The sequence below is a fragment of the Ignavibacteriales bacterium genome, assembly GCA_015709675.1.
In the GTDB taxonomy this organism is placed as follows: Bacteria; Bacteroidota; Ignavibacteria; order Ignavibacteriales; family Ignavibacteriaceae; genus H2-BAC3.
Window position 1 is genome coordinate 3,509,083 of record CP054182.1, and the last position, 12,784, is coordinate 3,521,866.

12 protein-coding genes are annotated in these 12,784 nt (G+C 43.6%); 2 read left to right on the forward strand and 10 right to left on the reverse strand.

Translation table 11 applies throughout. The annotated features are described in order from the left end of the window. Positions 1 to 14: 14 nt before the first annotated feature. Positions 15 to 740, reverse strand: coding sequence for a hypothetical protein (locus HRU80_13735; GenBank protein ID QOJ29873.1), 726 nt, complete (start codon positions 738 to 740; stop codon positions 15 to 17). A 379-nt stretch (positions 741 to 1,119) separates the two neighbouring features. Here HRU80_13735 and HRU80_13740 point away from each other — a divergent pair, with 379 nt between their 5' ends. Next, positions 1,120 to 4,722 carry a vitamin B12-dependent ribonucleotide reductase gene (locus HRU80_13740; protein QOJ29874.1) on the forward strand — a complete coding sequence of 1,201 codons (3,603 nt, stop codon included), beginning with the start codon at positions 1,120 to 1,122 and terminating at the stop codon, positions 4,720 to 4,722. A gap of 180 nt (positions 4,723 to 4,902) precedes the next feature. Continuing rightward, positions 4,903 to 5,619 (forward strand): peroxiredoxin, encoded by a 717-nt coding sequence (locus HRU80_13745; GenBank protein QOJ30561.1) that lies wholly within the window; start codon positions 4,903 to 4,905, stop codon positions 5,617 to 5,619. Positions 5,620 to 5,769: 150 nt separating this feature from the next. Here HRU80_13745 and HRU80_13750 read toward each other — a convergent pair whose 3' ends face one another. The 9 genes from HRU80_13750 to rplQ form a co-directional block, all read right to left on the reverse strand. Further along, a complete protein-coding gene (locus HRU80_13750; protein ID QOJ29875.1) occupies positions 5,770 to 6,450 on the reverse strand; it encodes a C40 family peptidase in 681 nt (226 codons plus the stop codon). Positions 6,451 to 6,456: 6 nt separating this feature from the next. Further along, positions 6,457 to 7,311, reverse strand: coding sequence for a sigma-70 family RNA polymerase sigma factor (locus tag HRU80_13755; protein QOJ29876.1), 855 nt, complete (start codon positions 7,309 to 7,311; stop codon positions 6,457 to 6,459). Positions 7,312 to 7,326: 15 nt separating this feature from the next. After that, entirely contained in the window at positions 7,327 to 7,590 is a 264-nt protein-coding gene (locus HRU80_13760) for a EutN/CcmL family microcompartment protein (protein ID QOJ29877.1), read from the reverse strand. Between the two features lie 58 nt (positions 7,591 to 7,648). Beyond that, complete coding sequence (locus tag HRU80_13765) at positions 7,649 to 7,933, reverse strand: EutN/CcmL family microcompartment protein (GenBank protein ID QOJ29878.1); 285 nt, start codon at positions 7,931 to 7,933, stop codon at positions 7,649 to 7,651. Beyond that, positions 7,934 to 8,335 (reverse strand): PIN domain-containing protein, encoded by a 402-nt coding sequence (locus HRU80_13770; protein QOJ29879.1) that lies wholly within the window; start codon positions 8,333 to 8,335, stop codon positions 7,934 to 7,936. A gap of 178 nt (positions 8,336 to 8,513) precedes the next feature. Further along, positions 8,514 to 9,671: a phosphopentomutase gene (locus HRU80_13775; protein QOJ30562.1), complete on the reverse strand. Its 1,158-nt coding sequence runs from the start codon at positions 9,669 to 9,671 to the stop codon at positions 8,514 to 8,516. 9 nt (positions 9,672 to 9,680) lie between these two features. Next, a complete protein-coding gene (locus HRU80_13780; GenBank protein ID QOJ29880.1) occupies positions 9,681 to 11,582 on the reverse strand; it encodes a GAF domain-containing protein in 1,902 nt (633 codons plus the stop codon). Between the two features lie 53 nt (positions 11,583 to 11,635). Then, positions 11,636 to 12,232 (reverse strand): YihA family ribosome biogenesis GTP-binding protein, encoded by a 597-nt coding sequence (locus HRU80_13785; GenBank protein ID QOJ29881.1) that lies wholly within the window; start codon positions 12,230 to 12,232, stop codon positions 11,636 to 11,638. A gap of 63 nt (positions 12,233 to 12,295) precedes the next feature. Next, positions 12,296 to 12,766, reverse strand: coding sequence for a 50S ribosomal protein L17 (gene rplQ, locus HRU80_13790; GenBank protein QOJ29882.1), 471 nt, complete (start codon positions 12,764 to 12,766; stop codon positions 12,296 to 12,298). Positions 12,767 to 12,784: the final 18 nt, after the last annotated feature.

A 12,784-nucleotide genomic window follows, 5' to 3' on the forward strand; every position in this document is an offset into this window, starting at 1 on the left:
TATGAATGTTCCTTTTACCGGGTCCGGATTTCAGCACCGCCGAAAATTGCCACACCCTTGATGAATACTGTCTGAGGTGTCAGAACAATATCCTCATCACGTTTTCTGAGTTTATTGGAAAAACCGCCAAAAAGCTGGAATGCATCAACCTGAACTTTCCAGTCACGGGGTACTATTAATTCGCATGCTCCGAACAGAGCAGTAATTTCAATCTCAATTTCCTGACTGTCATTTGGCAGTTTGCAATCCGTCAGATCTATTTCAGAGCCGCCGAAAATATTTGTGATTCTCCCCCCTCTGAAATTATCCGAGTGCACCACTTTTTCTCCTCCCCCAAAAACCGCCACCTCATCAACGAAATCTTTTGAATCGCTTCTGCTGATTACTTTTCCGAATCTGTCAAATCCTGATTTGGTCTTTTTATTCTTCATAATCAAGTAAAAACCGATCATTATTATGATAACCGGAAAAATAATACGCATATCAATTTCAAGATCAGGGAAAATCCTTCCTGCCATCAGCAGGCCTCCGATAATTAAAACAACTGTGCCGAGAATTTTGTTCGACGAATTGGCGAAAATAATGGCACCTACCAGGATCAGAAAAGAAGGTATGGAAATAATCACATCATAAAGCTCTTCGGAAATGATATCAGCTCTTTCCAGCAGAATACTGCTGCCGATGATGATGAGCAGCAAACCTGCAATATTTTTAGGAGAGGCTGAAATACCTGATTTCATTGATTAATCCTTATTTTTTATTGTTAAAAAATGTGATAATAAAAATATTCAACCTTGAAAATTTCAGCAATATTTTTGTGATAAGCGGAAAATCTGCTTATTGTTATCTGCCATTTAAAAGCAAGCAAAAAAATCATTATTATTTTTTTTTATTTTCACCGATTGCTTGCAATCGTAAAAGTATGCTTACTATATTTGCACTGCAGGGGAGAAAAACTTGTCACCGGTTAGTTGCCCGAACAACATGATGATACCCTCTCAATCAATAACCGGTGAATTCCCGGCTGGGAGTGTGACAAAGGTCCTGCACCCTAATAAGAGTTCGTTCATGGTGGATGAACTGAAAGAACATTATTAATATCTTAAACCCCGATACAATATGCAGATTAACAGGTACTATACTCAGTCTGGCGAGTCCCCATACTCATCATTGAAGTTTGTTTCCCGAACCTCAGAGATTAAAAACCCGGACGGTTCCAGTATTTTCAGAATGGAAAATGTTCAGGTCCCTGAATCCTGGTCTCAGGTGGCAACTGACATTATTGCGCAAAAATATTTTCGCCGGGCCGGTATCCCGGTAGTCCTCAAGAAAGCTAATGAGCCTGGTGTGCCGGAATGGCTGCAGCCCTCATTACCTGATGAAGAAGAACTGGCAAAACTCCCTCAAAAGGAGCCTTTCAGAGGTGAAACTGACTCCCGTGAAGTTTTTAACCGCCTGGCAGGCAACTGGACTTACTGGGGCTGGAAAGCCGGCTATTTTGATTCAGAAGAGGATGCAAGAGCATTCTACGATGAACTCGTCTATATGCTTGCCAACCAGATGGCAGCTCCTAACAGCCCTCAGTGGTTTAATACCGGTCTGAACTGGGCCTACGGAATTACCGGCCCCTCTCAGGGTCATTTCTATGTTGATTTTGAAACGGGAGAGCTTTCCGCTTCCCCTGACGCTTATACCCATCCTCAGCCCCATGCCTGTTTCATTCAGTCAGTAGATGATGACCTGGTGAACGATGGCGGTATTATGGATCTCTGGGTTCGTGAAGCCCGTCTATTTAAATACGGCTCTGGTACAGGAACCAACTTCTCGAATCTCCGCGGAGCCAATGAAAATCTCTCAGGAGGCGGTAAATCCTCAGGTCTCATGTCATTCCTGAAAATTGGTGACCGGGCAGCCGGTGCTATCAAATCCGGCGGAACTACCCGTAGAGCTGCCAAGATGGTCTGCCTTGATATGGATCATCCGGATATTGAAGAGTTTATCAACTGGAAAGTGGTTGAAGAACAAAAAGTTGCATCATTGGTTGCAGGCTCAAAACTCAACAATCTGCATCTGAATGCAATAATGAAGGCATGTTATGATGAGCATCCGGAAAACGACCGTTTTAATCCGAAATTAAATCTTAAGCTCCAGAGCGCAATCCGCGAAGCCCGCAAGGCAATGATTCCGCAGAACTATATTGACAGAGTTATTCATCTTGCTAAACTGGGCTATACTTCAATTGAATTCCCGGTTTATGACGTTGACTGGAACTCCGAGGCCTATGGCTCCGTTTCAGGGCAGAACAGCAATAACTCAATCCGTGTGACCAATGAGTTCATGGAAGCCACTCTTAATGACGGCTACTGGAATCTCTACTGGAGAACAGAGAAGATTAAAGCAAAAAGAGAGAACAGAGCCCCGAAACCCAGCAAAACGGTTAAAGCAAGCGAACTCTGGGATCAGATTGCCTATGCTGCATGGACTTCCGCAGATCCAGGCATTCAGTTCCACACAACCATCAATGAATGGCATACCTGCCCCGAGGGAGGGGAAATCAGGGCTTCTAATCCCTGCAGCGAGTATATGTTCCTTGATAATACAGCTTGCAATCTTGCTTCATTAAACCTTCTCAAATATTTTGATCTGGAGACCCACAGATTTGATATTGACGGTTACCGGCATGCATCAAGGCTGTGGACCATTGTTCTTGAAATCAGTGTGCTCATGGCGCAGTTCCCAAGTAAAGAGATTGCAGAACTTAGTTACCAGTACAGAACACTCGGTTTGGGGTATGCAAACCTCGGCTCTCTGCTGATGGTTCAGGGCATTCCTTATGATAGTGATGAAGGATTTGCTCTCTGCGGCGCGCTTACTGCAATCATGCACATGACTTCCTATGCAACCTCAGCCGAAATGGCAAAGGAGTTCGGACCGTTTACTAAATTCCCTGCAAACCGTGAGAATATGCTGCGCGTCATCCGCAATCACCGTGCGGCGGTATATAACATGGACGGCACCAAATATGAAGGACTTTCAATCTCCCCCGTCGGAATTGATCCTCAGTTCTGCCCGGCTGATTTGCTTAAAGCAGCTAAAGAGGATGCAGACCGCGCCCTGCTGCTCGGAGAAGAATTCGGATACAGAAATGCTCAGGTGACCGTTATTGCTCCTACCGGAACTATTGGTCTGGTGATGGATTGCGATACCACAGGTGTTGAACCTGATTTTGCGTTAGTTAAATTCAAAAAACTCGCCGGCGGCGGTTATTTCAAGATTATCAATCAGTCCATTCCCCCTGCTCTTGAAAAGCTCGGGTATAATGCTGACCAGATAGCTGAGATTGTCCGTTATGCCCGCGGCGCAGGAACACTTAAGGGCTCTCCTTTTATTAACGAAGAATCCCTTAAATTAAAGGGCTTCACAGCAGATATAATCGAACGAATTGAAAAATCGCTTCCGACGGTGTTTGATATAAGCTTCGCTTTTAATAAGTACACCATTGGTCAGGATTTTCTGATTAAGAAACTCGGCTTTCAGGAAGAGCAGATTAACTCCATGAGTTTTGATCTTCTGAAACAGCTTGGTTTCTCAAAGCAGGAGATCAGTGCCGCAAATGACTATATCTGCGGTACCATGACCGTTGAAGGCGCCCCGTTCCTCAAGAATGAACACCTTCCGGTATTTGACTGCGCGAATAAATGCGGAAAGCGCGGCACCCGTTTTATCAGAGCGACCGCCCACATCAAGATGATGGCAGCCGCACAGCCATTTATCTCAGGCGCAATCTCAAAGACGATCAATCTGCCTAATCAGGCATCAATTGAGGATATCAAGGATGCTTACTTCAAATCGTGGAAACTTGGTCTTAAAGCCAACGCACTCTACAGAGATGGTTCAAAGCTCTCACAGCCGCTGAACAGTGTTACTGATGAAGAACTTGAAAACATCATTGAAGAAAAAGAAAAGAACGATATCGTAAAGATTGCTGAGCGTATTATTCACCGCTATATTGCTCACCGCAGAAAACTTCCGGACAGAAGAACCGGTTATACACAGAAAGCGAAGATCAACGGCCAGTCTGTGTATATACGTACAGGTGAGTATGATAATGGTCAGCTCGGAGAGATATTCATTGATATGCACCGTGAAGGAGCTACTGTACGCAGTCTGCTCAATGTTTTTGCAATCTCAATTTCACTCGGCCTCCAGCATGGTGTTCCGCTTGAAGAGTTTGTAGATGCATTTGTATTCACCCGGTTTGACCCCTCTGGTCCTGTGACCGGCAACTCAAGGATCAAATTCTCAACTTCCGTTATTGACTATATCTTCAGAGAACTCGCGGTCAACTATCTCGGCAGAAATGATCTGGCGCATGTTGACGCTGATAATGAGGACAGCAGCAGTTCCCCGAAGAACGTGGTAAAGCGGTTTGTAAGTGATTCTGAAGATGATGACCTCGAGTATTCCGGAGAAAGACTTATTGAACTTGAGAGATCTTCCGATGACGGAGGAAAATCAAGAAGCTCGATCTCTCTTGCTCCGCAGAACACGAAGAAAATTTATGTTTCTGATGAATCCGCAGGTCTGAAGTTCAAAGTTAAGCAGGCAATCGAAAGCGGATATACCGGCGATGTCTGCACCGAATGCCAGAGTATGACAATGGTAAGAAACGCAACATGTCTGAAATGCATGACCTGCGGTGCGACTACCGGCTGCAGCTAAGAACATAATAAAAGCTAAAAAGGCGGCATTTATGCCGCCTTTTTATTTTTAAACTGTACATGAACGAATCCGGACCGATCACATATGGCTTCTAAGAAGTGCGCCGGTAACAGTAAACTTGAATCGCTCCTCAATATTCCGAATCATATATTACACACTAACAAATATTTTGGAAAAAACATGACCGAACAAAACCATACAATACCTGCAGCATTACCCCGTATAGGTGAAAAAGCACCAAGTTTCAAAGCAGTTACCACCCAGGGAGACATTAACTTCCCTGAACAGTATGAAGGAAGCTGGGTTATCCTTTTCAGTCATCCGGCAGATTTCACACCGGTATGCACATCAGAATTCATGACCTTCGCAGCAATGGAAGACCAGTTCAACAAAGCCAATTGTAAACTGGTTGGCTTGTCAGTTGACGGACTCTACAGCCACATCGCATGGCTCAGAACCATTAAAGAGAAAATTGAATTCCGCGGCATGAAGAATATCGAGGTTACCTTTCCGCTTATTGAAGATATCACCATGGATGTTGCACGCAAATATGGCATGATTCAGCCGGGTGAAAGTTCAACAAAAGCCGTCAGGGCAGTCTTTATTATTGATCCAAAGGGAATCGTGAGAGCAATGATCTATTATCCGCTTAGCCTCGGGCGTAATTTTGATGAACTTTACCGCGCTCTGATCGCAATGCAAACCGCTGACGCTTTCTCAATTGCAACTCCGGCTGACTGGCAGCCAGGGGACGATGTAATAGTACCAACCGCAGGTTCATGCGGCACAGCAAAGGAAAGAATGGAAAGCAAAGATGAAATGAACTGCCAGGATTGGTTCTTCTGCACAAAACCACTGCCGAAGGAAAAAGTCTTAAGCACCATTCTGAAAAAGTAAAACCCGCATAAAAGAATTCTGCCGGTGCTATGATTAATGGCCATGCGGCATGAAAAAGTAACAGTATATCAAATAAAAAAGGGCAGTCATTTGACTGCCCTTTTTTGTTTAATACTGGACTGATGAAAACATCAGCGCTGATGCTAAAAGCTAATTGCTCAATACCCCAAGAACTCTTCTTGCTCCCATGTATTTACGGTCATAATAGTTTTCCTCCATGGAAGAAATAATCACCCCATGCTTGGAACTTGCATGGGCAAAAAGACCGTTTGCAATATATATACCCACATGTCCCGGCTTCACCCTGCGGCGCGTATCAAAGAACACCAGATCACCAAATACCAGTTCTTCCCTGTTTGCAATTATTTCTCCCTGAGTATACTGATCACGCGCTGTGCGGTGAAGCCTGATTTTGCCTGCCTGATCAAAAACATTCTGCGTGAATGCTGAACAGTCAATGCCATCTTCATCATTTCCGCCAAATTTATACGGGGTATCATGATACATGATTATTGCCATCTTGAATTCATCTTCAAGATTAAGGGCAGTGGTAGAATTGGTGGTTTTCTGATCTTTGGGAATTGAGGAAAATGCGTCTGCTATTTTATAAGCATTTTCACTCTGGAGGTAGGTAAATTCCGGGTCCTCATCATCCTCTTCAGAGGTTGTGAGGAGACTATCAGGAGTTTTTGGCTCCTGATATCTCACTTTTTCTTCAGTTTTCTTTTCTTCTTTATTCTCACCGTAACGGATTGTACTCGTTGCCGGAGCACAGCCGGTCAGTGCGTAGACCAGTGGCAGCAGCAACAGTAAAAGATAACGGTTAGTCATCTTTTATCAGCCGAGATAGGTGCGGAGATTTTTGCTGCGTGAAGCATGCCGCAGTCTTCTGATCGCCTTCTCTTTTATCTGACGGACCCGTTCTCTGGTAAGACTGAATTTTTCTCCGATTTCCTCAAGGGTAAGCGAATGCTCTTTATTCAGACCAAAATAGAGGCGGATAACCTCTGCCTCACGTTCAGTAAGAGTTGAAAGAGCTCTTTCAATTTCCATCTTGAGTGACTCACTCATCAGATTGTTATCAGGAGTCGGCTGCTGATCATTCTGTAACACGTCGAGTAGGCGGTTATCTTCTCCCTGAGCAAAAGGTGCATCCATGGAAACGTGACGGCCGGAGATTTTGAGTGTGTCAGCCACCTCATTAACATCCATATCCAGTTCCTGAGCGAGTTCGGAAGCACTTGGCTCTCTTTCATACTCCTGCTCAAGACTGCTATACGCTTTTCCGATTTTGTTGAGAGCACCAACCCGGTTAAGGGGAAGTCTTACAATTCTTGACTGTTCTGCCAATGCCTGTAAAATTGACTGCCTGATCCACCAAACCGCGTAGGAAATAAATTTAAATCCTCTGGTCTCATCAAATCTCTTTGCGGCTTTAATCAGACCAAGATTACCCTCGTTGATGAGGTCACCAAGGGACAAGCCCTGATTCTGATACTGCTTTGCAACACTTACTACAAAACGGAGATTTGCCTTGGTTAATGCTTCAAGAGCTGTCTGATCCCCTTTTTTAATTCTTATTGCTAATTCAATTTCCTGGTCGGGGGTTAACAGGCTTACTTTGCCTATTTCCTGAAGATATTTATCAAGTGACTGGCTTTCCCTGTTTGTATATTGTTTGGTTATTCTCACTTAGAGCACCTGAATTTAGTTATTGATTGAGTCAATTATTCCGACAATTGAAGCATCCACCGGGGCCATATCCACCGGAAGAGGTATTACGGCTTCGCTTGCGGTAACATAGAGGACCTTTTCCCCGGGGCCTGCACCGCTGGTATCCACTGCAATCAGCGGTTCCCCTCTTGGGTTTTCGTCAGAATCAACCGGCTGAATGAGCATCAGTTTGAATCCTTCGAGTGCGGGGTACTTTTTAGTAGCCCAGATGTTTCCGATTACTTTTGCTAAATACAATCTGTCTGAATTTCAAGATTGCAAAAATACGAAAATCGGGGGAGAATTCTGAGTCAATTTACTCTCCATTCCCTGTTTTCTTGACATCAAGACGGTCAACAATGGCCATTACTACGGCATCCACCGGCTTATTCTTCGTATTCACCGTCTGCCGTGCTGAACTGCCTGTGGCGACCAATACCACCTCACCATGTCCTGCCCCGACGCTGTCTACTGCAACTACAAAGCTGTCTTTTTCTTTATACTGCAAATCGAGCTGCCGCACAATAAGCAGTTTCGCGCCGGTGAGGCTTTCATCTTTTCTGGTTGCCCAGACGGTACCGATAATTTTTCCTAAAATCACTTAAATGACTCCTGAAACGATTAATTTAAGATCAGCAAATTCTGCTATACCCTCGGGATATTCCTCCCTGCGCAGGGTCGCAATTTTCATTTTATTTACTGATGCGGTCGCAATAAATAATGCCTGACTGCTGCTCAACCCTGAGTATGATTCTGATTCCGCCTCAAGCGCATATCTTGAGTGAACCCCCAGAACGTTCAGTCCATTCAGCAAAGTCCGCACCGCCTGTTTTTCCATTCTGTTTTCACACGCGGTAAACAATTCTGCCGCATTTATTACCGATGTAAAGCAAACATCCTTTGAAAGTAGAATTTCCAGCAGCGAAAGCGGATGTAAATATTTTTCACTGTCGTGTATTAGATGCTCAAATAAAATATCGGTATCTAATAACAGCCCTTTCATTGCAGATTTTTCAGTTTACCATTGATTTCCATCAGAGCCGTCATTACCTCAACAGGGTTTTTTTGCAGTTTAGACAGCATTTCCGGTGTAACTGTTTCAGTCTTTTTGCAATCTTTGTATAACTTGTGAAGTTCCGCTTTCCTTGTGAGAGCAGAATGAGATAATCTCATCTTCATGATCAGATAAAACTTTCACCCTGAAGTTCATTAGGTACTGAAAAAAAACTGGCAACGCTTTTACCCGCATCCGAAAAACTCTTTCTTGTACCCAGGTTTTTACCTTCTTTACCCCGGCGGTAAACCAGAAGAGGAACATACTCCCGGGAGTGATCAGTACTTGGAGTTGTCGGGTCATTTCCATGATCAGCTGTGATGATTACCATATCGCTCTCATCAGCAGCCTCAAGAATTTTAGGCAGCAGATTATCAAACTCTGTTAAAGCCAGAGAAAACCCGCGGTAGTCATTGCGATGACCGTAATAAACATCAAAATCAACAAGATTGGCGAATATGAAAGCATCCTTCTCAGACTTCATATTCTGAATGATGCGCATGACCCCCTCAGCGTTGGATTTTGTAGCAACCGCTTTATCAATACCTTTATAATTAAATAAGTCTCCGACTTTGCCTATTGAAATAGTTTTAATACCCGCGCGCTGAAGGTAATTAAACAGAGTAGCCGAAGGAGGATCCATCGAAAAATCTCTACGGTGAACAGTTCTGGTGAAGGTCCCCGGTTTTCCTATGAAGGGGCGGGCAATAACCCTTCCGACTATATCCGGAGGAACCAGTATTTCATCTCTGGTTATTTCACAGATTTTATAGAGCTCTTTCAGGGGAATAATATCCTCATGTGCGGCAATCTGAAATACTGAATCTGCCGATGTATATATAATCGGGTATCCGGTTTTCATATGCTTTTCACCCAGTTCTTTTATGATCTCGGTACCGGAAGCAGCTTTATTTCCTAAAAAACCTTTCAGCCCGGTTTTTTCAAGAAACAGGCTGGTTATCCTTTCAGGAAAACCATCCGGATAGTATGAGAAATCAAAATCAACGTGAATTCCCGCGAGTTCCCAATGCCCTGTAGTCGAATCTTTTCCTTTCGAAACCTCAGCCATCTTTCCGTATGATGCGGATGGAAATGAAACCTGCGGCACTCCCTGAATCAATTCAATATTGCCCAGTCCCAAAGATTTAAGATTAGGAATCTGCAGTCCGTGTACTTTTCGCGCGGTATTCGCAAGAGTATTGCTTCCCTCATCATGATATAAATGTGCATCCGGCAGTTCGCCGATCCCCACCCCATCAAGAATAATCAGGACACAGTTATTGATACAGAAATCCTATAGTTGTAAAACTTTATTTCCGCCGGTTTCCGAAGCTTTTTTAACCGCAAGCCGCAGCTGCTCCAGAAGTTCATCAACATCAGTTTTGTCCGTGGAATTAAGTAAACCAATTGAAACCGTAAACGTTGTGCTTCTGCTACCGGTTGAAACAGGAATCCGTGCAATCTTAACGCGAATCTTATCCGCTCTTACGGCAAGTTCCTGTTCATCATTATGCAAAAAGAACAGAGCAAAAGTGAGGTCATCAAGACGCCCGCAGAAACTTAGCGCGTCAAGTTCCTGATCAAGAGCATCAGCAAACTCCTTCATGGTATTCTTAATCACTAAGGGATCGCTTAACTCCTGACGGTTTTTACCTTCATCAATCTTGATAAGAACAAGATTTGAACGCAAATTAAGAATACTGGCTTTTTCAAGTTCCTCAGCCGCTCTTCTGCGGAAAAAAGCAGAAGAATAGACTCCGGTCTCAGGATCAAATGTAATTAGTGACTTTAAACGCTTTATCTGTCCGAAAGCATGCATTAGTATACCTAACTGTCCGGTAACTTTCTTCAGATAATCATGATCACGCTGAGTGAAAGCATTCTTTTTCATACTTTCAAAACAAAGCGCTCCGAGGACCTCACTGTGATATATTATCGGCACAGCCATAAAAGATCCGTCTAAAAGTATATCTTCACTATGAGAGAACCGCTTAAGCGAAGCCGCGTTCAGATCACCAATACGCACCTGGCTGCCTGTAAATACACATTTTCCGACTATTGTGTTGTCACGTTCAATTACTTCACCGCTTTCTATATAGGTGAACGCTTTAGGATTTACAACAGCAGATACCTTGAACTGATGTTCTTCCTGATGCCAGGTAACAAAACTGAAGCAGTCTGATTCAACAAGGATGGATGATAATGCAGCAATGGAATGATGGAGTGATTCCTCATCATCAGTATGTATATTCTGGCTGAGAAAATCCGCAAAACCCTCCGAGCGTCTGTTGGCTATGGACTCAGCATGTTTATGTGCGAACAGGTCTATCAGGACGGTTATAAGTCTTACAAACCGGCCGAGCATATACATTTGCTCTATACCAAACGCATCCGGGCTTTTGGAGTCAACGGCGAGTATTCCGATAAGATTGGAATTGTGAAATACCGGGACACCGAGGAAACTCTTTATCTTTTGCGGATGGGTATAATATCTGAAATTTTCCCTTTCGCTTATTTGCGGTATATCAGTGAGCAACCCCGGTTCCTGCTTGCTTATGATCTGCCCTAATATATCATTCTGAATCTCAAGTTTTTTCTTTTCGATTTCATGACTGACAGAAGCATATTTTTCAATAGTAAGTGTTGATTTCCGTTTATCATACCAGAAATAAATGGCAGTATGGGCCGAAAACAGTTCACGGACGATGATAAGAATCCGTTCGAGCAGGAAACTTAACTGCTGGTTAGCTGCAAGATCAACCGGGAATTCTTCAGTGGCAAGGTTACGGAATTTTTCCAGACTATGTTCCGTATCTTCATCTGAGCTGCTCAACTTATTGCCGATTGTGGTAATATTATTTTCGGTAAGTACACGGCTGGATTTTCTGACAATCGAAAATCCCTCATCCACATGGTCAAGATTAACATCCGTGTAATCCTGTACCTTTTCAGCGGGACGATTGATGATTCCGTCTGATTCGGGATTGTCAGTACCCAGCGAAGACCCGAGGGGAAGGTTTTCTTCCGGAGGTTCAGTCTGTGCTTTCTTTTCGCCATCAAGGCGGAGAAAAAGGATGACGGAAGTAATAAGGAGGACGATAAAGGTAACCGCCTTCAGGAGAAAATCCTCAAAGAGAACGAACAGTATCAGAAGTGTCGCAGCGGCTACGATCAGCAGCGCATTGCTGTATTTCATAGTTCCTTTATCAGACTGATTAATTAAGGGTTTTGAAATATAATTAAAATTCTTTAACTTTTACAGAACTGCGTGAAATTTTGAATCCTTGAAGCTATAGCTTTTTTGCCGTCAAGAGAAACTGCAGAGTACGGGTAAATTCCCTCCTGCAGGCTTAATTCCGGAAGGATAGCCCGGACCTCCCTTGCAGCCTCGGAAATCCTGTTTCGCTTAACTTTATCGCACTTTGTAAGAATTACTGCAAAATTCAGTTTTTCACCGACCAGGAAATTCCACAACTCCAAATCCAGTTTCGAAGGTTCATGTCTGGCATCAACCAGGGAAAAGATCAAACGGTTTTCATTTTTAAGCTTGAGAAAATTTTCAGTAAGCAGGGAGTACTTTTTAATATCACTCTGAGAGGCTTTGGAGTAACCATAGCCTGGCATGTCAACCAGATACACATCAGAATTGAGCCAGAAGTAATTAATGGAACGGGTTTTACCCGGGGTCGAACTGGTTTTAGCCAGACCCGGGACATTAAGAAAAGTATTGATAAAAGAAGACTTCCCCACATTTGAGCGTCCGCAGAGTATCACCTCCGGCTTCTCCTCTTTCGGGAGCTCCTTCAGGTCAAAAACCGCTTTTAAGAATTTTGCTTTCTCTGCCATAATAAAAAAAAGAGTAACCCGGATATCTCCGGATTACTCTTCCTGTTAAAGATTCAACGAAGTTTACGCGTTGGCTTCAGCCGTTTTTTCGGCTTTTTCCTGCTGTTTTTCTTTCTTCTGCTTGGATTTTTCTGCGCGTGATTCGCGGAGATCAGCAGCTCTCTGATTTGCTACTTCATTGTAGTCAACCAGTTCAATGATAGCCATCTCAGCAGCATCACCAAGGCGTCTGCCTCTTTTAATTACACGGGTGTATCCGCCCTTACGGTCTTCAACTTTTGCCGCGATTTCACCAAAGAGTTCTTTTACAACATCCTTATCCTTCAGACGGTCCATGATCAGCTTTTTGCGGTGCAGATCGCCAACCTTAGCTTTAGTAATGATAGGCTCAATAAATGAACGGAGTTCTTTCGCCTTGGCAAGGGTTGTAGTAATTCTTTTATGCTTAAGAAGAGAAACAGAGAGATTTCTCAGCAGAGCTTCTTTATGAGAAGCTGTGCGCCCTAATTTTCTTCCTTTGATATTATGATTCATTTTTCAATTCCTCAGCGT